This is a genomic window from Agilicoccus flavus, assembly GCF_014857905.1.
In the GTDB taxonomy this organism is placed as follows: Bacteria; Actinomycetota; Actinomycetes; order Actinomycetales; family Dermatophilaceae; genus Agilicoccus; species Agilicoccus flavus.
This window is the reverse complement of sequence record NZ_JACYXE010000002.1, coordinates 385,561-408,487: the sequence shown is the minus strand read 5'-3', so window position 1 is coordinate 408,487 and position 22,927 is coordinate 385,561. Positions and strand designations below refer to the sequence as shown.

Here is a 22,927-nt window from a genome sequence, read left to right as displayed (position 1 = left end):
AGGCGTTCGACCGGGCGCTCCTCGACTTCCTCGCCCGCATCCGCTGAGGCGAACGCGTCCTGTCGCGCGCGCTGCGGCTCGCACGCTCGCCGTCGGTCGCCGCGTCGACGGCCCCGCGGGGGCCGGCGAGGCGTCGATACGTGGCCCGGGTGCGCCCTCCGACCCGCAGCGCCGCCATGCAGGCCCGAGTCCGTCTGGCCCGCGCAAAATCGTTGCCGTGCAACGGATCAGACATAACTACCGCTAGCCTGGGAGTCCACCTCCGCCGCGACACCGAAGCTGCCGATGCACACCCTGATTGCGTACGTCTGCCGCGACGCCGGCGTCGACCTCGCCGCCGCCCGCGAGCGCGTCGAGGCGAGGTACGCCCCCCGATGGGCGGTCCCGCCCCGCAGCGAGAGCGCGGGCGCCCCCTCGTGCGGGCTCGCCCTGTGGGAGGCGGCGGAGTCCCCGTCGCGCTGGCCCGCCTGGAGCCAGGCGCCGGGGCGGGCGGTCGCCTCCCTGTACGCCCCGCTCGGGGTGGAGCGGGTGGTCGGTGCGATCCCGCTCCCGGACGCCCCGCTCGCGCTCGCCGAGGCGCTGCGGTCGGACCCGGCGGCCATGCTGCGGATCGCCCCGCCGTTCGTCCTCGCCCACCTGCACGCCGAGGCCGACGCCCTCACCCTGCACACCGACGCGCTCGGCGTCGGGCGCCTCTTCGAGGTGACCACGCCCTGGGGCCGGGTCTGGTCGAACCGGCCCGTCGCCGCGCTCCGCTTCGCGGGCCTGCCGGCCACCGCCGACCCCCACGGGTGGGCGCAGTCGGCCGTCGCCGACGAGTTCTTCGGCGAGACCACCCCGTACGCGGGCGTCCGCGCGGTCGACGCCGCGAGCACGATCCACTGGGACGGGCGCGCGGGTCGCCTGTCCGTCTCCGCCGTCGACATCGTCGCCTCGTGGTCCGGCGCCGGGGCCACCGCGGCGCACCGGGCGGAGCTCGCGCACGACGCCGCGCAGAGCCTGCGCGCCGTGGCCGCGTCGGTGTCCCGGCTCTACGACGTCCGCCCCGTCGTCGACCTCTCCGGCGGGCGCGACTCGCGCCTGGTCGCGGCCTCCTTCGTGGCCGCGGGCGCCGACGTCACCCTGCACTCCCACGACGCCGTCCCCGGCGACCTCGACGGCGCCCGCACCCTCGTCGGCCTGCTCGCCGACCCGCCCGAGCACCGCGTCCGGCACCTGCCCACCGGCGGCCGGGTCGAGACGCCGCCGTTCGCCGCGCTCGAGCGCGCCCGCGCCTGGCACGACGTCGCGGAGGGCCTGCGTCCCTGCACGTTCCTCGGCCACCGCCCGCCCGCCACGCTCGACGAGCGGACCGACGTCGCCGTGGGCGGCGTCGGCGGCGAGATCGCCCACGGCTTCTTCTACCCGGGCGGTCTCGACGCCCTGCTCGCCCTCCCGGAAGACACCCGGCTGCGCAGGTTCGCCGCCGCCGTCGTGACCCGCCAGGCGCCGGTCCCCGGCGCGACGAACGCCGCCCGGGCCGAGCTCGTGGCGCACGTCCTCGCCGTCCTGCGGGGCATCGCCGCCCGCGGCCACACCGGCGCGAGCGTCCTCGACGTCTACTACCTGCGCGAACGCCTCCGCCGCTGGGGCACGACCGCCGAACGCCTCGGCACGGTCTCCCCCCTGCTCTCGCCCGCCTTCATCCAGGCCGCGCTCGCCATGACCCCGCAGGACCGGCAGGCCAACACCCTGCACCGCGACATCATCCGCAGCCTCGTGCCCGCGTGGGCGGACGTGCCGTTCTTTCCCGCCGAGTCATCTGCGGCCCCCGTGACGCCGGCCGCGGGTGCCCCGACGCCGGCCGCGCCGCCCCGCGTCATCCGCGTCGCCGACGCCTCCGACGCGGATCGGGTCGAGCACCTCCTCGCGGACAGCGCCTCGTGGGGCGCGGCGTTCGACGTGCCGCACGTGCACGACCTGTGGCGGGCCTCCCGCGCCGGCGAGACCACGGCCCGGCAGGAACGCGTGCTGCGCAGCGCGCTGTGGCGCGGCAGCTTCGCCGACCACCTCGCCGGCGTCGAGGGCGGGTCCGCCCCCCACCGGCCGGCGCGGCCCCTGCCGGCCTCGCGGGCGGAGATCTCCGCGGCCGCCACCGCGCAGGCCGACGCGGCCCGTGCCGCGACGACCTCGCCGTCGCTGGTCGCCCGCCTCGCCCGCACCCCGGCCTGGCGCGCCGTCCGCGACACCCCCGCCGGCCACGTCGTGCGCGACGCGTACCGCCTCGCGCGCCGCTGACCCTGATCGATCGGCCCCTGCCGATCGCCGGGGCCCCCGGCCCGGGGTCGCTGCCTCTCGCGGTGGCAGGATCGACGGGCAGCGGCGTCGGATCCTCCCGCGCCGCACGCGAGTCCGCGCGCCCCAGGGTCGTGACGTCCGCGGGCCCGCCGATCCGAAGGAGAACGGCATGGGCACGATCGCGCAACAGATCGTCGGCACGCTCCGCGCGAGCGGGGTGAAGCGGGTCTACGGCATCCCCGGCGACTCGCTCAACGGGTTCACCGACGCGCTGCGCACGGACGGCACGATCGAGTGGGTGCACGTGCGCCACGAGGAGGCGGCCGCCTTCGCGGCGTCCGCCGAGGCCGCCGTCACCGGGGAGCTGGCCGTCGCGGCCGGGAGCTGCGGGCCCGGCAACCTGCACCTCGTCAACGGCCTCTACGACGCGAACCGGTCGCGGGTGCCCGTCCTCGCCATCGCGGCGCACATCCCGACCGCCGAGATCGGCACGAACTACTTCCAGGAGACGCACCCGCAGGAGCTGTTCCGCGAGGCGTCCGTGTACTGCGAGTACGTCGCCCAGCCGAGCCAGATGCCCCACGTCCTCGAGATCGCCATGCGCACCGCGGTGCAGCGTCGCGGGGTGGCCGTGGTCGTCATCCCCGGCGACGTCGCCCTCGCCCCGGCCGTCACCGACCGGACCGTGGCCATCCGCGCCACGCAGTCGAGCGTCGTCCCCGTCGAGGCCGAACTCGACCGCGCCGCGGCGATCCTGAACGCCGGGCAGCGGGTGACGATCCTCGCCGGCGCCGGGTGCGCCGGCGCGCACGAGGAGGTCATCGGCCTCGCCGAGACCCTCGGGGCGCCGATCGTGCACGCGCTGCGCGGCAAGGAGCACCTCGAGTACGACAACCCCTACGACGTCGGCATGACGGGCCTGCTCGGCTTCGCGTCCGGCTACCGGGCGATGGAGCGCGCCGACACCCTCCTCATGCTCGGGACCGACCTGCCCTACCGGCAGTTCTATCCGCAGCACGCGAAGGTCGTGCAGGTCGACATGCGCGGGGAGCAGATCGGGCGGCGCCACCCCGTCGACGTCGGGCTCGTCGGCACGATCGCCGACACGGCTCCGGCCCTGCGGGCCCGGCTCACCGCGAAGACCGACCGCCGCCACCTCGAGGACTCCCGCGCGCACTACGCGAAGACGCGCGAGCGGCTCGACGACCTCGCGACCCCGTCGAAGCGGAACGCCCCGATCCACCCGCAGTACCTCGCCCGGATCGTCGACGAGCACGCCGACGACGACGCGATCTTCATCCCCGACGTCGGGTCGCCCGTCGTCTGGGCGGCCCGCTACCTGCGCATGAACGGTCGCCGGCGCCTCATCGGCTCGTTCTCGCACGGCTCGATGGCCAACGCCCTCCTCCAGGGCATCGGCGCCCAGGCGGCGCAGCCGGGCCGGCAGGTCATCGCCCTCGCCGGCGACGGCGGCCTCGCGATGGGCCTCGGCGACCTGCTCACGCTCGTGCAGAACGGTCTGCCGGTGAAGGTCGTCGTCTTCGACAACAGCTCGCTCAACTTCGTCGAGCTCGAGATGAAGGCGGCGGGCTTCGTCACGTACGGCACGGGCCTGACCAACCCCGACTTCGGCGCCGTCGCCCGGGCGATGGGGATGTACGGACGCCGCGTCGAACGGTCCAAGGACCTCCCCGACGCCGTGGCCGAGTTCCTCGCCCACGACGGCCCAGGCATCCTCGACGTCGTCACCGAACGGCAGGAGCTGTCGATCCCGCCCGCCGTCGACGCCGAGCAGGCGAAGGGCTTCACGCTGTACGCCATCCGTACCGTCATGTCGGGGCGCGGCGACGAGCTCATCGACCTCGCCAAGGCCAACCTGCGCCAGATCCTCTGACACCCGGCCGAGCGGGCCGGCAGGCCCGCCGGGGAGACCACCCGGCGGCGCCGCAGGCTCACTCGTCCGGCTCGTCGGGGTCGAGGCGGTAGCCGACCCCGCGGACCGTGTGGATCGTGGGCCGGCCGAACGGCTCGTCGACGACGCGGCGGAGCCGGGCGACGACCCGGTCCACGACGTTCGAGCTCTCCTGCTCCACCCGGTTCCACACGAGGTCGAGCAGCTCGGCGCGCGACAGGGCCTCGCCCGGGCGGCGGAGGAAGACGGCGAGCAGCGCGAACTCGGTGGCGGAGAGCTCGAGCTCGACGTCGTCGCGCCACGCCCGGTGCGCCGCGGGGTCGAGGGTCAGCGAGCCGGCCGTGAGGGCCGCCGGCCGCGGACGTCGACCTCGGCGCTCGACGGCCCGCAGCCGGGCCGCGATCTCGCTCAGCCGGACCGGGCGGGTCACGCAGTCGTCGGCGCCCGCGTCGAGGACCGCGACGACCCGCTCGGGGGCGGCCTCGTCGGCGACGACGACGAGCGCCACCCCGGACTCGGCCTCGCGCAGGCGCGCGCACCAGTCGAGCACCCGGTCGTCGACGCCGGTGACGCACACGACGACGGCGTCGCACAGCGCCATCTGCACGGTCCGCGCGGCCACGACCGGGTCGACGAGCACCTCGACGGCTATGCCCTCGAGCGCGAGCGCCTCCCCCAACCGCATCCCGGAATCGCCCCCGCCGCCGGGATCGGCGTCGAAGATGAGGACTTTCATCCCGTCATCATGTCCCCTTCCGCCGCAGGTCGCGCCCGGGGTCCCCGGGGCGTTACCCGGGTTTCGTCCAGCATCGCGTCATCGTCGTGTCATGCGGGCGACGCCAGGGTGGACGAGTTCGTGTTCGCGACGTACGTCCTGGACACCCCCGACGCCCCCGAACGAGGAGACACGCATGACGACCGCTCGACAGACGATCCGCCGCACGATGCTCACCGCGGGTGCCACCGCCGCCCTGGCGACGATGGGGATCGGGGGCTCCCTGTCCGCCTCCGCCCACGAGCGCGACGCGTCGACCGCCGGCTCGAGCTCCGTTCTCGCGAAGATCCGCGAGTGCGAGTCGGGTGGGGACTACAAGGCCCAGAACCCGGTCTCCTCCGCCTCCGGCGCGTACCAGATGATCAACGCCACCTGGCGCGGCCTGGACGCCTCCGAGGGCTACTCGCGTGCCAAGCACGCGCCGAAGGCCGTCCAGGACGCCGCCGCCCGCGAGCTGCTCGCCGAGCAGGGCACGTCCCCCTGGAACCCCTCCAAGCACTGCTGGGGCTGATCCGCTCCGGCCTTTCGGCCTCCTGGCCTCCCGGCCTTCCCGGCCCCCGTCACCTCCCCGGTGGCGGGGGCCCGTCGGCGTCCCGGGCGGGCGGGCCCGACCTCAGCAGCTCGGGGCGCGGCCGGGAGGTTGGGTCGGCTCGGGGCGAAGAGGGGCGGGGTCGAGGAGGGGCACCCGCACCGGCTCGTCGGGGCCGACGAGCACGCGGTCCCGGTCGATGACGACCTCGACGGGGCGGTCCGCCGGCCGGGGCAGCGACAGCGTCGTCCCCGCCCGGGTCGTCTCGACGCGCAGCACGGAACCGCGCCACCGCACGTGGTACCGGGTCCGGCTCAGGGCGGCCGGGAGGTGCGGCGCGAGCTCGAGGGTGTCGTGGTCCTCACGCAGGCCGCCGAGTCCGGCGGTGAACGCGAGCCAGGCCCCGGCCACGGACGCGAGGTGCAGGCCCTGGGCGGCGTTGCCGTGCAGGTCCCGCAGGTCGACGAACGCGGCCTCCCGCAGGTAGCGCAGCGCGAGGTCGACGTGGTCGGCCTCGGCGCACGCGACGGCCTGGACGCAGGCCGACAGCGACGAGTCGCGCACCGTCCTCGCCTCGTAGTACTCGAGGTCTGCGGCCGCCTCCTCGGGGGTGAACGCGTCGCGGCACCACCACAGCGCCTGCACGAGGTCGGCCTGCTTGAGCACCTGACGGCGGTAGATGAGGGCGTAGTGCGAGTTCTCCTGGACCGGGTAGCCGTCCTCCTTGTCCTCGAACGGCCACTCGCGGTACTGGGTGAAGCTCGCGTTCGCGGGATGCACCCGCCGGTCCTCGTCGTAGGGCACGTGGATGGCGCGGGAGATCGCGTGCCACTCCCCGATCTCGGACTCGGTGACGCCCAGGCCGGCCGCGGCCCCGGGGTCGTCGGCGCAGGTCTGCGCCGCGACGTGCAGGTTGCGCTGGGCCATGAGGTTGGTGAAGACGTTGTCGTCGACGACGCCCGTGTACTCGTCCGGGCCGGTCATCCCGTAGAAGTGGTACTCCCCGGCGGCGTCCACCGAGGCCATCGACGCCCACAGGCGCGCGGTCTCGACGAGGACCCCGAGGGCGCCGACGGCCTCCGGCGCCTCGCCGGTGACGTTGGTCCAGTGGTCGAAGGCCCGGGCGATGTCGGCGTTGACGTGCATCGCCGCCGTGCTCGCCGGCCAGTAGGCCGAGACCTCGGTGCCGCTGATGGTCCGCCACGCGAAGCTCGCCCCCGCGAGGTCGAGCACGCGGGCGCGGTCGCGGGCCTGGTCGAGGGTCCCGGCCCGCCAGCGCAGGAGGCGCGCGGCCGAGTCCGGACGCAGCAGCGTCAGGGCCGGCAGGACGAAGCCCTCGATGTCCCAGAACGTGTGGCCGCTGTACCCCGACCCGGTCAGCCCCTTCGCCCCCACGGGCGCCCCGGTCGTGCACGCCGCGCTGCCGTGGAGCTGGAAGAGGGCGTAGCGCAGCGCGAGCTGGAGCTCGTCGTCCCCGTCGACCTCGACGTCACACTCGGCCCAGAACCGGTCGAGGTGGTCGCGCTGGCTCGCCAGCAGGGCGTCCAGGCCCCGCGCCCGGTGACCCTCGAGCGCCGCCAGGGCCCGCTCGCGCAGGGTCTCCGGCGTCGTGTCGCCGGACCCGTCGGCCCGGACGTGGGCGAGGTACTTGGTGAGGACGAGCCGGTCCCCGGCCTCCAGGTCGGCACTGATCGTCGTGGTGACCCGGTCGTCGTCGACCCGCGTCGAGACCCGGGGCTCGCCCCCGACCGGCGTGCCCTGCGCCTCCTGGCCCGTCGGCTCCTCGACCCCGTCGTCCGCGCGGTCCAGGACGACGTCGTGGCCGACGGCGGCGGCGACGGTGATCCCCGACCGGCGGGTCGTGTGCACGAGGGCTCCCCCGCAGTCGACGAGGCGGCCGAAGCCGACGGCCTCGAACGGCCGGTCGAGCGCCTCCGCCACCCGCGGGTCGCCGTTGTCGATCTCGACGGGGCACTCGTCGACGACGAGCCCCGAGCGCAGCACGATCCGGGCCGGCCGGTCGAGGGCGGCGACCTCGTAGCGGATCGCGGACACGGACCGATCGGTCAGGGAGACGACGCGGCGCGAGCGCACGCGGACCCGCGGGCCGCCGGTGACGGCGACGACGAGCTCGCGGTCGAGGGTGCCGGCCCGCAGGTCGAGGACGCGTTCGTGGCTGGTGGGCGGGGTCGTGCGCACGTCGAGCGGCACCCCGTCGACCTCGAGCCGGATCGGCGTCCCGTCGGCGACGCTCACCATCGCCTCCCCCTCCTCGGGGTGGCCGTAGCCGCCCTCGGGGTAGCTGAGGGGATGCGTCTCGTAGACCCCCGACATGAAGGTGCCCGGCGCGTGCCCCGGGTCCGCCTCGTCGAGGGTGCCGCGGACGCCGACGTAGCCGTTGGACAGTGCGAGGACCGACTCGGCGACGCCGAGCGCGTCGAGGTCGAGGCGCGTCTCGCGCAGGCGCCACGGGTCGTCGTACGTGAAGTGCGGCATGGGTGCCTCTCGGGTCGTGGGCGGGTGCGCCCAACCTACGGTCCCCACCCCGGGCCCGCCCGGGAGGGCGGCCCGGTGTCGGCGGCCGGGGGTGGCGGGGCGTCCGGGCGTACTCCGGGGTGCCGGCGCGTCGACGCCGAACGCGGCGCGAGAGGATCGACCCACGATCCCCCGCCCGCCCGAGACCACGAGCTCGAGTGCGCCGGCGCCGCCGGCGGGGCGGCCCCTCGACCCAGGAGCACCGCATGTCCGACCTCACGCCCGGAGTCGTCGTCGACGTCGACGGCACCATGCTCGACACGAACTACCTGCACACGATCGCGTGGATCCGCGCCCTGCGCGACGGGGGGTACGACGACGTGAGCATGAAGCAGGTCCACGACGCGATCGGCATCGCCAGCGGGGAGCTCGTCGAGCACCTCACCGGCGGGCAGGACGACGCCGTCTCGAGCGCCCACACCTCGCACTACGAGGCGTTCCAGGACGACATCCGCGCGTTCCCGAAGGCGGCGGACCTCCTGCGGGCCTGCCACGAGCGCGGCCTGCGCGTCGTCATCGCCACGAGCGGCCAGAAGGACGACCTCGACTGGATGCTCCCCGCGATCGGCGTGGAGGAGGACATCGTGTCGGGGGCGTCCACGTCCGCCGACGTCGAGAAGGCGAAGCCCGCGCCCGACCTCATCCAGGTGGCGATCGACGACCACGGCCTCGACCCGAAGCGCTCGGTCGCCCTCGGCGACACGGTGTGGGACGTGCAGGCGGCGGAGCGGGCCGGGGTGCCGTGCATCGCCCTCACCTGCGGCGGCATCGGTGAGGCGGAGCTGAGGGAGGCCGGGGCGGTCGAGGTGTGGGCCGATCCCGCCGACCTGCTGGCGCACCTGGGCGAGTCACGGCTCGGGCGCCTCTGACCCTCGCGCGGTCGGTGAGGTCAGGGCGATCTGATCTCGAGGTGGATCTGCGGGAACGCGCCGGAGAGGGCGGTGACGAGCTCGACCGCGCAGAGCACGAGCACGACGAGGGCCATCGCCGCGGGGAGCCGGCCGTCGCGCAGGACGTCGCGGAAGCCGGCCTCGACGCCGGAGGTGGCGGCGAAGCGGCCCCGGCGCAGCGACGCCGCGACGACCCACAGCGCGGCGGCGAGGGCGAGCACGGCCGGCAGCACGACGATCGCCCCCAACGCCTCCATCGACAGCCGGCCCACGGTGAGGACGCCGACGACGAGCGCGAGTCCGGTGCGGCGCCAGGCGAGCGCCGTGCGTTCCTGCTGCAGGCCCGGGTCGACGGGCGGGTCGGGCGGCATCAGCCGGCGAGCGCCGTCACGGCGACGACGACCGCCACCGCGACGACGACGGCCACGAGCGGCAGGGCCGCCGCGTTGCCGGGGAGCGGGTGCCCGAGGCGCATGGCCCGCTCGGCGGCCGCCCACCCGCGCCACGCCGTGATCGCGCAGCCGATCCCCGCGAGGGCGAGGAGGACGGCGATCGTCTGCTGCACGGGCCGGGGCATGGGCAGCGCGAGGGCGTCGATGGCGGCGGCGCCGGCGAGCAACGCCAGGGTCGTGCGGATCCACGCGAGGAACGTGCGCTCGTTGGCCAGGGAGAACCGCGGATCGGGTTCGGTGCCGACGCCGTAGACCCGGCGCGGCCACCTCCGTGGGGGCTGGCTCACCCCGCGATCGTACGTGCCGGTGCCGCCCCGTCGCGGTGGCCGCGCCGAGGCCGCGGTGTCACCCGGGGCCCGCGGGTCCGCCCGTCCGCTCCGGGCTGCGGGAGGGGGTTTGTGCCCGCGCGCGACGGGGCATCGGCGAAGGTACGCCGTCGACGGTCGCCGCACGGCTCAGGTTCGAGAGGTGCCCCCCATGACGAGAACCATCGGCCTCGACGTCGACGGCGAGGCCGTCCGGATCGAGATCGACGTCCGCACGACCCTGCTCGACGCGCTGCGCGAACGACTGGGCCACACCGCCCCGAAGAAGGGCTGCGATCACGGCCAGTGCGGGTCGTGCACGGTGATCCTCGACGGTCGTCGGCATCTCACGTGCCTGAGCCTGGCGGTGGCGCACGACGGTGCCACGGTGACGACCTCGCGCGGCCTCGCGGCCCTCGACGAGGCGCCGGACGCCGGGCCGCCGGCCGATACGGCAGAACCGTCGTCCCCGTCCCTGCCCGGCGCGGACCCCGCCGATCTGCCCCTGCACCGGGTGCAGCAGGCGTTCCTCGACCACGACGGCCTGCAGTGCGGGTACTGCACCCCGGGCCAGGTGTGCTCGGCGGTCGGCGCCCTGGCCGAGCTCGCGGCCGGGCAACCGAGCCACGTCACCGACGACCTGTCCGGCCGGCCGGAGCTCTCCGACGCCGAGATCCGGGAACGGATGAGCGGCAACCTCTGCCGGTGCGGCGCCTACGCGGGCATCGTCGCGGCCGTGCGTCAGGCGGCCGGGTCGTGACCCCCTTCACCTACACCCGCGCCCACGACCCCGCGTCGGCGGTGGCCGCCGTCGCGGGCCGACCCGACGCGGTCTTCCTCGCCGGCGGCAGCAACCTCGTCGACCACCTCAAGCTCGGCGTCGCGACGCCCGGCGAGGTCGTCGACGTCACCGGCCTCGCCCTGACGGGCATCGAGGACGGGAGCGACGGCGGGCTGCGCATCGGCGCGGGCGTGCGCAACAGCGACCCCGCGGCCGACGCGCGCGTGCGCGAGCGCTACCCCGTGCTCGCGCGGGCGCTGCTCGCGGGGGCCTCGCCGCAGATCCGGCACCAGGCGAGCACCGCCGGCAATCTGCTCCAGCGCACCCGCTGCGTGTACTTCCAGGACACGACGACCCCGTGTAACAAGCGCGAGCCCGGCTCGGGATGCTCGGCGATCGGCGGCTACGAGCGCTACGCCGCGATCCTCGGCGCCTCCCCTGCGTGCGTGGCCACGCACCCCTCCGACCTCGCGGTCGCGCTGCGGGTGCTCGACGCGAGCGTCGTCGTGCTCGGCCCCGACGGCGAGCGCCGGCTGCCGTTCGGCGAGCTGCACCGGCTGCCCGGCGACGACCCCTCGCGCGACACGACCCTCGCCCACGGCGAGCTCGTGACCGCCGTCGAACTCCCGGCCCCGCCCCCGGGCGCCCGTTCGACGTACGTCAAGGTGCGCGACCGGGCGTCCTACGCGTTCGCGCTCGTCTCCGTGGCGGCCCTGCTCGTGCCGAGCGACGCAGGCGACCCCCGCGACGCGGCGCAGGTACGCCTCGCGTTCGGCGGGGTGGCGCACGTGCCGTGGCGGGCGACCCGGGCCGAGGAGGCGCTGACCGGCGTCCGCCTCACCGACGAGGCGATCGACGCCGCCGTCGAGCTCGAACTCGAGGCGGCCACGACGAGCGAGGGCACCGCGTACAAGCGCGCCATGCTCCGGGGGACGGTACGGGCCGCCCTGCGAGAGCTGAGCACCGGCGAGAGGACCCTGCGATGAGCGAGCCCACCGGCCCCACGCTGCTCGACCCGGTCCAGATGGGCCGGCCGGTCGGGCGCCTCGACGGGCGCCGGAAGGTGCTCGGCGTCGCGCCCTACGCGGTCGAGCACGAGGCCGAGGGCGCGGCGCAAGCGGCGATGGTCGCCTCGACCGTCCCCCGGGGACGTGTCCGCAGCATCGACGCCACCGCCGCCCGCGCCCTGCCCGGCGTCCTCGCGGTCCTCGACCACACGAACGCGCCGCGGGTCGCCGACGGGGAGGATCGGGAGTTCGCCCCGTTGCAGGACGACACGGTGTGGTTCCGACGCCAGCCGGTGGCCCTCGTCGTCGCCGAGAGCAGCGAGGTGGCCCGCGAGGCCGCGGCGCTCGTGGCGGTCGAGTACGACGAGGAACCGGCGGAGGTCGGGCTGCGCCCCGACTCCCCACGCCTCTACACCCCTGAAAAGCTCAGCGACGGGTCGGAGTCCGACACCTCCGCCGGTGACGTCGAGGCCGCCCTCGCCGCGGCGACGCACGTCGTCGACGAGACGTACGCCACCCCGTACGAGCACAACAACCCGATGGAGCCGCACGCGACCATCGCCACCTGGCACGGGGAGGACGCCGGGCTCGGCGACGGCCCGGTGCTCACGCTCGTCGACTCGACGCAGGGCGTGCACGCGGTCCGCTCCTCGCTCGCCCCCGTGCTCGGCATCGAACCCGAGCGGCTCGAGGTCGTGGCCCCCTACGTGGGAGGGGGCTTCGGCAGCAAGGGTGCCCCGCACGTCAACGTGGTCCTCGCCGCGCTCGCGGCCAAGGCGCTCGCACCCCGGCCGGTGCGGCTGACCGTGACGCGCCAGCAGATGTTCGCGCTCGTCGGCTATCGGACGGCGACGATCCAGCACTTCCGGCTCGGCGCCGACGCCGACGGCCGGCTCACGGCGATCTCGCACGACGTCCTCGAACAGAGCGCGGCGATCAAGGAGTTCGTCGAGCAGACGGGTTCGCCGACCCGATCCATGTACGCGGCCCCCAACCGGCGCACGACGCACCGCGTGGCCCGCCTCGACGTGGCGATCCCGTTCTGGATGCGCGCGCCCGGCGAGATGCCCGGCATGTTCGCCCACGAGGTCGCGATGGACGAGCTCGCCCACCGCTGCGGCCTCGACCCCATCGAGCTGCGGGTGCGCAACGAGCCCGACGTCGACCCCGAGACGGGCCACCCGTTCGGGCGGCGGCGCCTGCTCGAGTGCCTGCGGCGCGGAGCCGAGCGGTTCGGCTGGGAGGAAGGCCCGCGAGCGCCCCTCAGCAGGCGCGAGGGCGACTGGCTCGTCGGCACCGGCGTCGCGAGCTCGACCTACCCCGCGAACGCGATGCCGGGCAACGAGGCCACCGTCACCTTCGAGCACGGCTGCTACGCCGTCGGGATCGGCGCCGCCGACATCGGCACCGGATCGTGGACGTCGTTGACCCAGGTGACCGCCGACGCGCTCGGCGTCGGCCTCGAGCAGATCCGGCTCGGGATCGGCGACACCCGCTACCCGTCGGCGTCGGTGGCGGGCGGCTCCTCGGGGCTGTCGTCGTGGGGCATCGCCATCACCGCGGCGGCCCGCGCGTTCCGGGAGCAGCACGGCGACCGGCCGAGCGAGGGCGCGAGCGCCACCGCGGGCATGCCCGACAACCCGGACCTGCAGGAGTACGCCCTCAACTCCTACGGCGCCCACTTCGCGAAGGTGAGGGTGCACGCCGACACGGGCCAGATCCGGGTGCCGCGCATGCTCGGGGTGTTCTCGGTGGGCCGCGCGGTCAACCCGACGACGCTGCGCTCGCAGTTCCTCGGCGGCATGGTCATGGGCCTGTCGGCGGCCCTCTTCGAGGAGTCCGTCCGGGACCCGCGGTTCGGGCACGTCGTCACGCAGGACCTCGCGAGCTACCACGTCGCGGCGAACGCCGACGTGGCCGACCTCGACGCGATCTGGCTCGACGACGACGTCGAGACCCACCTCAACCCGATGGGCTCGCGCGGCGCAGGCGAGATCGGCATCGTCGGCAGCCCCGCCGCGATCGTCAACGCCGTCTTCGATGCCACGGGCGTGCGCGTCCGCGACCTCCCCGTCACCGCCGACAAGCTGCTGGCCGGACTGCTCCCCCAGCGTGAGCGTGATCACGTCCTCGGTGACGCGTCCGCGTGACGCGCGGGTACCGGTAAGCCCGCGGATCGGCCCGACGAGCGGGATCCGGCGCGGGCCGACAGGATGTGACGGCCGTGTCCGACGTGGCCGTCGGGGTATACCAAGATGGTTCGCATGCCCGCGATCGACGCCTCGTCCCCCGCCGACGCCCCGCCCCTGGACGCAGCGAGCAGCGAGCTGTTCGAGCTGCGCGTCGAGCGGTGGTGGCCCGACGTGCTCGCCGGGCTGGGCGAGATCTACGCTCCCGCCCAGGTGGCGCAGGTGGCGCCGCGGCTGCTCGCTGCCGCCCGGCGCGCCTTCGCCGAGCGCGACCCCGAGCTGCGCCGCCTCGACCTGCGTCGCTCCCTGCGGCCCGACTGGCTGCAGTCGCCGCGGATGCTCGGCTACGCCGCCTACACCGAGCGCTTCGCCGGTGACCTGCGCGGGATCCAGGACCGGCTCGGCTACCTCGGTGACCTCGGCGTCACCTACCTGCACCTCATGCCGCTGCTCACGCCCCGGGAGGGCGACAGCGACGGCGGGTACGCGGTCGCCGACTACCGCAGCGTCCGCCCCGACCTCGGCGACATGGACGACCTGCGCGACCTCACGGCGCGGCTGCGGGAGCACGGCGTCAGCCTCGTGCTCGACCTCGTCCTCAACCACGTGGCCGCCGAGCACGAGTGGGCCCGCCGGGCCCGGGCCGGCGAGGACCGCTACCGCGCCTACTTCCACGTCCACCCGGACCGCACCATGCCCGACGCCTACGAGGCGACGCTCCCGGAGGTCTTCCCCGACTTCGCACCCGGCAACTTCACGTGGGACGACGAGATGTCGGCCTGGGTGTGGACGACGTTCAACGCGTTCCAGTGGGACCTCGACTGGGGCAACCCCGACGTCCTCGCCGAGTTCGTCGACATCGTCTTCGCGCTCGCGAACGCCGGCGTCGAGGTGCTGCGCCTCGACGCGATCGCCTTCATGTGGAAGGAGCTCGGGACGAACTGCCAGGGCCGGCCCCAGGTGCACGCGATCACCCAGGTCCTGCGGGCCATGGCGCGGATCGCCTGCCCCGCCCTCGCGTTCAAGGCGGAGGCCATCGTCGCGCCGAGCGAGCTCATCGCCTACCTGGGCACGACGAAGTACACCGGCAAGGTGAGCGACCTCGCCTACCACAACAGCCTCATGGTGCAGATCTGGTCGATGCTCGCATGCAAGGACGTGCGCCTCGCGACCCACGCCCTCCAAGCGCTGCCGCCCGCGCCGTCGACCGCCACGTGGATCACGTACGCCCGCTGCCACGACGACATCGGCTGGGCCGTCTCCGACGAGGACGCCGCCGCCGTCGGGGCGTCCGGTTTCGGGCACCGCGCCTTCCTGTCCGACTGGTATTCGGGGCAGTTCCCCGGGTCGTGGGCCGACGGGCTCGTCTTCCAGGAGAACCCCGCGACCGGCGACCGCCGCATCAGCGGCACGGCCGCCTCCCTGCTCGGCGTCCCCGCCGACGCCGACGCGCCCGTGGAGGGCGAGGCGGAGCTCGCGCTGGCGGGCCTGCGCCTCGCCCACGCCATGGTGCTCGGGTGGGGCGGCGTGCCGGTGATCTGGAGCGGTGACGAGCTGGCCGCGCCCAACGACCCCGACTGGGCGAGCGAGCCGGGCCACGAGGCCGACAACCGCTGGGCGCACCGCCCCCGGCTCGAGGAGGGCCGCGTCGCGCGGCGCCACGACCGGGACAGCGTGCCGGGGCGGGCGTTCACCGACCTCGCCGCCCTCGCCCGTGTCCGCGCCGCCCTGCCGCACCTGCACGCGAGCGTGCCCACCCGCGTGCTCGACCCCGACGACCCGGGGGTGCTCGTCACCCATCGCGCCCACCCGCTCGGGGACTTCGTCGGCCTCTACAACGTCACTCCCGAATGGCGCAGCTGGCCGTCCTGGCGGCTCGAGGACCACGGCCTGGCCGACGCGACGGACGCGCTCACCGGCGCCCCCGTACGCCGCGGCGACGACGGGCACGTCTGGCTGCCGCCCTACGGCGCCGCCTGGCTCGTGGCCCCCGAACGCTGAACGCGCCCGCGCCCCCGACGGTCGGACCGTCGGGGGCGCGGGCTCGGAGCGGGGCCGGCTCGAAAGCAGGCTCAGCGGGGCACGGAGCCGAGGCCCACCTCGGCGAGGATGTCCTCGACCGCGCCGTCGAGCTCCACCTCGCGGCGCTCCCCGCTGCGACGGTCCTTGATCTCGACCACGCGGGGGTCGGCGGCGATGCCCTTGCCGACGACGACGATGGTGGGCACCCCGACGATCTCGGCGTCCTTGAACTTCACGCCCGGGCTCACCTTGCGGCGGTCGTCGTAGAGGACGTCGAGGCCGGCCTCGGACAGCTCGGCGGCGAGCTGCGCGGCCGCCGCGAAGACGGCCTCGTCCTTGCCGGTGGCGACGAGGTGCACGTCGAACGGCGCGACCTGACGCGGCCACACGAGCCCCGCATCGTCGTAGTTGTCCTCCGCGATGGCGGCGACCGCGCGGGAGACGCCGATGCCGTACGAGCCCATCGTCACCGTGACGAGCTTGCCGTTCTCGTCGAGCACCTTGAGCCCGAGCGCCTCGGCGTACTTGCGGCCGAGCTGGAAGATGTGCCCCATCTCGATGCCGCGGGCCGAGCGCAGCACGCCCGCGCCGTCGGGGCTGGGGTCGCCGTCGCGCACCTCGGCGGCCTGGACGATCCCGTCGGCCTCGAAGTCCCGGCCGTAGGTGAGGTAGGTGACGTGCACGCCGGGGGTGTTCGCGCCCGTCGCCCACGCCGATCCCCGCGCGACGCTGGGGTCGAGCAGGTAGCGGATGCGCCGCGCGTCGCCCTCGTCGAGGCCGGGGTTGGGTCCGAGGGACGTCGGGCCGATGTAGCCCTTGACGAGCATGACGTGGCTCGTGAAGTCGGCCTCGGTGAAGTCCTCGATCTCGGCGGGCGCGACCTGGGCCTCGAGCCGCTTCATGTCGACCTGCCGGTCGCCCGGGAGCCCGACCACGAGGGGTTCGCGCTCGCCGCCGGGTTGCCGGAGCATGACGACGACGTTCTTCAGCGTGTCGGCCGCGGTCCACGGCCGGCCGTCGTGGCGGGGGTGCTGCTCGTTGAGGACGGCGACGAGGGTGTCGATCGTGGGCGTGTCGGGGGTGTCGACGTTCGTGGCGGGCGGGGTGCCCGCGACGACGTCGGCGGGCACGTCCGGCGCCTGCGGCACCTCGACGGCCTCCACGTTGGCCGCGTACCCGCTCGCGTCGCAGACGACGTAGGTGTCCTCGCCGTGCTGGTTCGTCGCGAGGAACTCCTCGCTCGCGCTGCCGCCCATCGCGCCGGACGTCGCCTGCACGATGACGTAGTCGAAGCCGAGGCGGTCGAAGATGCGGACGTACGCCTCGCGGTGCCGGTCGTAGGAGGCCTGCAGACCCGCGTCGTCGACGTCGAAGGAGTAGGAGTCCTTCATGATGAACTCGCGCCCTCGCAGCAGCCCGGCGCGGGGGCGCGCCTCGTCGCGGTACTTCGTCTGGATCTGGTACAGCGACAGGGGCAGGTCCTTGTACGAGGAGTACAGGTCCTTGACGGTGAGGGTGAACATCTCCTCGTGCGTCGGGCCGAGGAGCAGGTCGGCCTCGCGCCGGTCCTTGAGGCGGAACAGGTTGTCGCCGTACTCCGTCCAGCGGTTCGTCGCCTCGTAGGGCTCGCGCGGGAGCAGGGCGGGGAAGCGCGCCTCCTGCGCCCCGATGGCGGCCATCTCCTCGCGGACGATCTGCTCGACCTTGCCGAGCACGCGCAGACCCAGCGGGAGCCACGAGTAGATGCCGGGCGCCGCGCGGCGGACGTAGGCCGCGCGGACGAGGAGCTTGTGGCCGGGCAGCTCCGCGTCGGCCGGGTCCTCTCGCAGCGTGCGCAGGAACAGGGCGGACATGCGGGTGAGCGACACGGGGTCTCCTTCGATGTGGCGTGGCGAGGCCAGGTTATCGCCCGGTCCGGCGGGGCCCGGGTCGGTGGCGCGCTCGTGGCAGCACCCCGCGCCCTGGCTGGGCGGGGGCGCGGCGGGGCGCGGCCGTCACAGGAGGACGGTGGCGAACGTGCCGACCCGGTGAAAACCGACGCGGGTGTACGTCGCCAGCGCGGCGGCGTTGTAGTCGTTGACGTAGAGGGTCACGAGGGGCGCGACGTGCTCGCGGGCGTACGCCGTGACGGCGGCCATGCCGGGGACGGCGATCCCCTGCCCGCGCCGGTCCGGCGCCACCCACACCCCCTGGACCTGGCAGGCGCCGACCCCGGCGGAGCCGATCTCGGCCTTGAAGACGACCCGGCCGTCCTGGACGAGGACGAAGGCGTGTCCGCGGCCGGCGATCGTCCGGATCGCCCGCCAGTAGGCGTCGCGGCCGCGGGCGTCGGAGAACGGCGCGTACCCGATCTCCTCGGTGAACATCGCCGCCGCGGCCGGGCCGAGGACGTCGATCTCGTCGACGCGGGCGAGCCGCACCCGCGGGTCGGGCTCGGCGAGCAGGGGGTCGTCGGGCCCGAGCGCGAGGAGGGGCTGCGCCGCGCGGATGTCGAGGGGGTCGCGCCAGGCCGAGCGCAGGATGGACCACAGTCGTTCGACCGCGTCGACGGGCCCGAAGATCGACGAGAACTGGCTACCCTGCCGGCGGACCCGGTGAGCGAACGCGACCGCCGCGTCCGGGGTGCACTCGACGGGGACGAGGTTCGCCGACACCCAGCACACCGACTCGAGCGCACCGCCGTCGCGGAAGTACCCGACGAGGGAGCCCCGCTGGCGGTCGAGGTCGGTCTCGCCGATGCGCGCGGCCACGTAGACCGACGATGCGGGGTCGCGGGCGCACAGGGCGAGGGCGTCCGCGCGGTCGGCCGCACGCAACGGCCTGACCTCACGTGACGTCCGCAGCATGGGGTGCATTCTGCCCTGTCTACCCAGCGGCGAACGAAGGCGAGCGCGCGAGCCGCAATGAGCGCGACAGACCGTTCGCGAGCATCCTGCCGCAGCGCAGGGCCGAGCGCGCTCAGCCCACGCTGACGGTGGGGGCGCCTTCGCCGTCGACGGGCTCACCCATCTCGTCGGCGATGCGCATGGCCTCCTCGATCAGGGTCTCGACGATCTCGGCCTCCGGCACGGTCTTGATGACCTCGCCCTTGACGAAGATCTGGCCCTTGCCGTTACCGGAGGCGACGCCGAGGTCGGCCTCGCGGGCCTCGCCCGGGCCGTTGACGACGCAGCCCATGACGGCGACGCGCAGCGGCACGCTCATGCCCTCGAGACCGGCGGTGACCTGCTCGGCGAGGGTGTAGACGTCGACCTGGGCGCGCCCGCAGCTCGGGCACGAGACGATCTCGAGCTTACGCGGCTTGAGGCCGAGGCTCTGGAGGATTTGGTTGCCGACCTTGACCTCCTCGACCGGCGGGGCCGATAGGGAGACGCGGATCGTGTCGCCGATGCCCTTGCTCAGCAGCGCCCCGAAGGCGACGGAGGACTTGATCGTGCCCTGGAACGCCGGGCCGGCCTCGGTGACGCCGAGGTGCAGCGGCCAGTCACCCCGCTCGGCGAGCATCTCGTAGGCGGCCATCATGACGACGGGGTCGTTGTGCTTGACGGAGATCTTGAAGTCGTGGAAGTCGTGCTCCTCGAAGAGCCCCGCCTCCCAGACGGCCGACTCGACGAGGGCCTCGGCCGTGGGCTTGCCGTACTTGTCGTAGAGCCGCTTGTCGAGGCTGCCCGCGTTGACGCCGATCCGGATGCTCACGCCCGCGTCCTTGGCCGCGCGGGCGATCTGCTTGACCTGGTCGTCGAACTTGCGGATGTTGCCCGGGTTGACGCGCACGGCCGCGCAGCCGGCGTCGATGGCCGCGTACACGTACTTGGGCTGGAAGTGGATGTCGGCGATGACGGGGATCTGGCTCTTGCGCGCGATGGCCGGCAGCGCGTCGGCGTCGTCCTGGCTCGGGCAGGCCACGCGCACGATGTCGCAGCCGGAGGCCGTGAGCTCGGCGATCTGCTGGAGCGTCGCGTTGATGTCGGTCGTCGGCGTCGTCGTCATGGACTGCACCGAGACGGGTGCGTCCCCACCGACCTCGACCGACCCGACCTTGATCTTCCGCGACTTCCGGCGCGGCGTGATCGACGTCACGGCGGGAGGCGGGGTGGAGGGCATACCGAGGTTGACGCTCATTCGTCCAGTATCTCCCGGCCCGCTGGACCTTGACTGAGCGGGCAGACGCGCAGATTCACCGGGCAGCCTCTCCCGCAGAAGCTGCCCGCCGCCCGGCCGGGGCTCCCTGTGAGCCCTGGGTGAGACCCCCAGGTGTTCGTGTCGTGTAGGTCTGGTCGGGGTCAGAGCCGAGATGACAGGCCATGCCGTGACCTGTTCGGCTCGGCTGGTGGGCAGCCTGCGTCGGCGTCGCTCGTTCGGGTTGGAGCAGACTGCTGGTGTTCTTCGGACTATGAGGGGACGCCCATTGGCAGCAAGGGCGCCGCGTGGGGTGAGCTGGTCCTGGTCCGACCCGTCGGTTACTCCACCGCCCGGGCGCCGGCCGGCGAAGAGACCGGATCGTCGACTACCTCACCATCCTCCCGCCCGGCCCAACGCCCATCACGCCTTCTGGCGTGGGGTGATCGTTCAGTCCCGCGCGGCCCGGATGAGCTCGATCCCGTTCATGTCGGCGGACCTCCGCCGGTCCGATCCGGGTGCCGTGGCCCCTGACGGCACCGTCACGGATCTGCAACCGGCGGTCGCAGCGGGCGGCGAGGTCCTCGTCATGGGTAACCACGATGAAGGCGATGCCTCTCGTGCCGTTGAGCGCGAACAGGATGTCCTCGACCGTTTGGCCGGTGGCGGAGTCGAGGTCGCCGGTTGATTCGTCGGCGGAGATGGGAGCTCGGATGGGTGACCAGGTCGCGGGCGATGACGACCCGCTGCTTCTCCCCGCCGGAGAGGTCGGTGGCCTCGTTCTTCGCGTCATCGGCGAAGACCGAGCTGGTGGAGCGTCGCCATCCCTTGCCGCCAGACCTTCGGCCCCGCGGACGCCGCCCGTGCGCAACGGCAACGTGACGTCGTCGAGCACGGTCATGCTCGGGCTGAGGAGGAATCACTGGAAGACCACGCCGCAGGTCGAGTTGCGGGCCCGGTTCAGGGCGGATCGGGTCATCGACGCCTCGTCGGCGCCGTCGAGTTCGACAGTGCCGTCGCTGGGGACGTCGAGCGGGGCGACGAGACGCATGAGGTCGACGTGCCGGAGCCGCTCCAACCGGCGATCGTGGTGCTCTCACCGGGAAAGATCTTGACCACCTTGCGCAGGGCGTCGAATCGGGTGGCGGCCGTGACCACAACTCTTGGCGACCGGGCGCGCGGCGAGCACGGGGACGGGCGTGGCGTCTCCCTTTCGGGACGTGACCGGCTGTCGGAGGGTCTAGCGGCCCGCGGGTTGCGCGTCGGTGGGCGCCGGGACGAGGACGACCTTGCCGATGACGGTGCCGGACTCGGCGAGTCGTACAGCCCGGGCGACGTCGTGGAGCGGAATGCGGGCGGCGACCTGTGCGATGAGCCGACCCTCGTTGAGCAGGGAAAGGACCTGCCCGAGGTCCGCACGGACACGGGCCTGGAATGCGGTGCGGTGACGTCGGCCGGCCCACACGTTGAAGAAGTGCGCCCGGTGCCCCGGCAACGCGTTCCACCACAGCAGACGAGCGACCATCGTCAGCACCGGCAGCCGGGAAGAGCCGGGGGTGTCCCGGGTTGCGGCAGTGCCGTAGACCACGAGCGTGCCGCGGCGGGCCAGCAACCGGTAGGAGTCGACGATACCCGGCCCGCCCACGTGGTCGAAGACCGCGTCGACGCCGTGCGGGGCGAGCTCGCGGATGCGGGCAGACACGTCGGGGTCGCGGTAGTCGACCGGGAGGGCGCCGAGGGCGCGGACCGCTTCGGCGTGGCGGGCGGAGGCGGTCCCGATGACCCGCGCTCCGGCGAGCCGGGCCAGCTGGACCAGGGTGGAGCCGACGCCTCCGTTGGCGCCCAGCACCAGCACCGTCTGCCCGGCCCGGACCTTGGCGACCCGGTGCAGCATCTGCCAGGCAGTCACGCCGTTCACCACCAGGGTCTCGGCCTCGACCGGGTCCACGCCGTCGGGAACGGGCACGAGGTCACCGGCGTCGACGACGACGTGGCTGGCCCAGCCACCGGTCTTGGTGATGGCGGCGTAGCGGCCGCCCACCGTGGTCGTATCGTCGCCCGGTCCGGTGGCGATGACGCAGCCGACGACGTCGTAACCCGGGACGAAGGGGAAGGGCGGCTGATCGTAGTACTTGCCGCGTCGCATCTGCTGTTCTGCGAAGGAGACCCCGCTGGCCTCGACAGCCAACAGAACCTCACCCCGGCCGGGTTCCGGCAGGGTGCGGGTGGCGGACCGCAGACCGTCGGGCTCGACGATCCCCGGCAGTTCGATGTACGTCGCCAGCATCGCGGCGGGACGGGTAGGGCCTGTGGACGAGTCATTCATCGGATCCTCCGTGTGTGTGATTGGTCAGTCACCAGCTGTGGCACCAAAGCCTGCAGGTGGGGGCACGTGGGCGGGGCGCCACTGTCGTGCCGACAGGACGTGGCGATATTCCTAGTCGGCGTCCTCTTCGGTGGCGGGCGGGTCAGGGTGGGCCATCCCCGCCGTCAAGGCCGTCGCCCAGGCAGGCGTCGTGCCCACCAGCTCCGTGGCGACGAGCAGGTGGCACAGCTGGCCGTAGGCGACGAACTGCTGCACGGCGGCCGGGGACGCTCCCGTGCGCGTGCGGGCAACGGTGACCACCTGCTCGAGCCCGCGCCGTAGGGCGTGGCGAACCTCAGGGACGTCACTGGCCGACAGTGCGTGAACCTGCAACATCAGCAGGGTGCGATCACCGATCAGCCGCGCGTAGGCATCGCCCATCTCCGCCAGCCGCTTCTCCGGGTCGTCGCATGCGGCGTCGTCCGCGCCCGCCTCCAGGGCCGCCACCACGCGGGCGAAGCACGCGTTCAGCGCGGCGACGAACAGGGCCAGCTTGCTCGGGAAGAGGCGGAACACGTACGCGGGAGAGATCTTGGCGGCGGCTGCCACGTCGGCGACCGGGGTGGCGTAGTAGCCGGCCCGCGCGAACACGACGATCGCACAGGACAGAACCGTCGCCCGGCGCGCGTCTGCTGTCGTGCGAGGAGCGGGAACGTCGGCAACCATGTGACTGATCGAACACTCACTATTCCGCATTGTCAAGTGGCTCGTTGGGCTCTCGGGCTTCTGCCCCGCTCCGGGGTCGCGCACTACGCGACCCCGGCGATCG

Annotated in this window: 19 protein-coding genes; 9 read left to right on the top strand and 10 right to left on the bottom strand. The window is 74.0% G+C overall.

Annotation, left to right across the window (positions count from 1 at the left end; genetic code table 11):
* The first annotated feature begins 285 nt into the window (after positions 1–285).
* Both ICW24_RS05290 and poxB read left to right on the top strand, forming a co-directional pair.
* Complete coding sequence (locus ICW24_RS05290) at positions 286–2,277, top strand: hypothetical protein (protein ID WP_226344668.1); 1,992 nt, start codon at positions 286–288, stop codon at positions 2,275–2,277.
* Between the two features lie 169 nt (positions 2,278–2,446).
* On the top strand, positions 2,447–4,171 hold the full coding sequence (poxB, locus tag ICW24_RS05285) for a ubiquinone-dependent pyruvate dehydrogenase (protein WP_226344667.1): 1,725 nt from the start codon (positions 2,447–2,449) through the stop codon (positions 4,169–4,171).
* A 58-nt stretch (positions 4,172–4,229) separates the two neighbouring features.
* Here the strand turns inward: poxB and ICW24_RS05280 are convergent, their stop codons facing one another.
* Complete coding sequence (locus ICW24_RS05280) at positions 4,230–4,925, bottom strand: response regulator transcription factor (protein WP_226344666.1); 696 nt, start codon at positions 4,923–4,925, stop codon at positions 4,230–4,232.
* Between the two features lie 175 nt (positions 4,926–5,100).
* Between ICW24_RS05280 and ICW24_RS05275 the strand changes: the two genes are divergently transcribed.
* Entirely contained in the window at positions 5,101–5,475 is a 375-nt protein-coding gene (locus ICW24_RS05275; protein WP_226344665.1) for a transglycosylase family protein, read from the top strand.
* A 102-nt stretch (positions 5,476–5,577) separates the two neighbouring features.
* Here the strand turns inward: ICW24_RS05275 and ICW24_RS05270 are convergent, their stop codons facing one another.
* Positions 5,578–7,989, bottom strand: a complete 2,412-nt coding sequence (locus tag ICW24_RS05270; RefSeq protein ID WP_226344664.1) for a glycoside hydrolase family 65 protein — start codon at positions 7,987–7,989, stop codon at positions 5,578–5,580.
* Positions 7,990–8,234: 245 nt separating this feature from the next.
* Between ICW24_RS05270 and ICW24_RS05265 the strand changes: the two genes are divergently transcribed.
* A complete protein-coding gene (locus ICW24_RS05265; protein WP_226344663.1) occupies positions 8,235–8,897 on the top strand; it encodes an HAD family hydrolase in 663 nt (220 codons plus the stop codon).
* A gap of 20 nt (positions 8,898–8,917) precedes the next feature.
* Here the strand turns inward: ICW24_RS05265 and ICW24_RS05260 are convergent, their stop codons facing one another.
* Positions 8,918–9,289: a DUF202 domain-containing protein gene (locus ICW24_RS05260; RefSeq protein WP_226344662.1), complete on the bottom strand. Its 372-nt coding sequence runs from the start codon at positions 9,287–9,289 to the stop codon at positions 8,918–8,920.
* Positions 9,289–9,657: a YidH family protein gene (locus ICW24_RS05255; protein ID WP_226344661.1), complete on the bottom strand. Its 369-nt coding sequence runs from the start codon at positions 9,655–9,657 to the stop codon at positions 9,289–9,291. Before ICW24_RS05255 ends, ICW24_RS05260 begins: the two co-directional genes overlap by 1 nt.
* A gap of 190 nt (positions 9,658–9,847) precedes the next feature.
* Between ICW24_RS05255 and ICW24_RS05250 the strand changes: the two genes are divergently transcribed.
* The 4 genes from ICW24_RS05250 (at position 9,848) to ICW24_RS05235 (ending at position 15,653) form a co-directional block, all read left to right on the top strand.
* Complete coding sequence (locus tag ICW24_RS05250; protein ID WP_226344660.1) at positions 9,848–10,435, top strand: 2Fe-2S iron-sulfur cluster-binding protein; 588 nt, start codon at positions 9,848–9,850, stop codon at positions 10,433–10,435.
* Positions 10,432–11,442: an FAD binding domain-containing protein gene (locus ICW24_RS05245; RefSeq protein WP_226344659.1), complete on the top strand. Its 1,011-nt coding sequence runs from the start codon at positions 10,432–10,434 to the stop codon at positions 11,440–11,442. The genes ICW24_RS05250 and ICW24_RS05245 overlap by 4 nt, the downstream gene beginning before the upstream one ends.
* A complete protein-coding gene (locus ICW24_RS05240; RefSeq protein ID WP_226344658.1) occupies positions 11,439–13,613 on the top strand; it encodes a xanthine dehydrogenase family protein molybdopterin-binding subunit in 2,175 nt (724 codons plus the stop codon). Before ICW24_RS05245 ends, ICW24_RS05240 begins: the two co-directional genes overlap by 4 nt.
* A gap of 114 nt (positions 13,614–13,727) precedes the next feature.
* Entirely contained in the window at positions 13,728–15,653 is a 1,926-nt protein-coding gene (locus ICW24_RS05235) for an alpha-amylase family protein (RefSeq protein ID WP_226344657.1), read from the top strand.
* Positions 15,654–15,724: 71 nt separating this feature from the next.
* On the opposite strand, the gene ICW24_RS05230 is transcribed toward ICW24_RS05235, so the two are convergent.
* The 3 genes from ICW24_RS05230 to ispG all read right to left on the bottom strand — a co-directional run bounded on the left by ICW24_RS05230 (position 15,725) and on the right by ispG (position 19,796).
* The gene (locus ICW24_RS05230; protein ID WP_226344772.1) at positions 15,725–17,527 is read right to left on the bottom strand and encodes a proline--tRNA ligase; all 1,803 of its coding nucleotides are present in this window, start codon (positions 17,525–17,527) and stop codon (positions 15,725–15,727) included.
* A 141-nt stretch (positions 17,528–17,668) separates the two neighbouring features.
* A complete protein-coding gene (locus ICW24_RS05225) occupies positions 17,669–18,520 on the bottom strand; it encodes a GNAT family N-acetyltransferase (RefSeq protein ID WP_226344656.1) in 852 nt (283 codons plus the stop codon).
* Positions 18,521–18,632: 112 nt separating this feature from the next.
* Positions 18,633–19,796 carry a flavodoxin-dependent (E)-4-hydroxy-3-methylbut-2-enyl-diphosphate synthase gene (gene ispG / locus ICW24_RS05220; protein WP_226344655.1) on the bottom strand — a complete coding sequence of 388 codons (1,164 nt, stop codon included), beginning with the start codon at positions 19,794–19,796 and terminating at the stop codon, positions 18,633–18,635.
* 466 nt (positions 19,797–20,262) lie between these two features.
* Between ispG and ICW24_RS05215 the strand changes: the two genes are divergently transcribed.
* Positions 20,263–20,481, top strand: coding sequence for a hypothetical protein (locus ICW24_RS05215; RefSeq protein WP_226344654.1), 219 nt, complete (start codon positions 20,263–20,265; stop codon positions 20,479–20,481).
* Positions 20,482–20,712: 231 nt separating this feature from the next.
* Here the strand turns inward: ICW24_RS05215 and ICW24_RS05210 are convergent, their stop codons facing one another.
* The 3 genes from ICW24_RS05210 to ICW24_RS05200 all read right to left on the bottom strand — a co-directional run bounded on the left by ICW24_RS05210 (position 20,713) and on the right by ICW24_RS05200 (position 22,824).
* Positions 20,713–20,871, bottom strand: coding sequence for a P-loop NTPase family protein (locus tag ICW24_RS05210; protein WP_226344653.1), 159 nt, complete (start codon positions 20,869–20,871; stop codon positions 20,713–20,715).
* A 162-nt stretch (positions 20,872–21,033) separates the two neighbouring features.
* Positions 21,034–22,119, bottom strand: a complete 1,086-nt coding sequence (locus ICW24_RS05205) for a medium chain dehydrogenase/reductase family protein (RefSeq protein WP_226344652.1) — start codon at positions 22,117–22,119, stop codon at positions 21,034–21,036.
* A 111-nt stretch (positions 22,120–22,230) separates the two neighbouring features.
* Positions 22,231–22,824, bottom strand: coding sequence for a TetR/AcrR family transcriptional regulator (locus ICW24_RS05200; RefSeq protein ID WP_226344651.1), 594 nt, complete (start codon positions 22,822–22,824; stop codon positions 22,231–22,233).
* Positions 22,825–22,927: the final 103 nt, after the last annotated feature.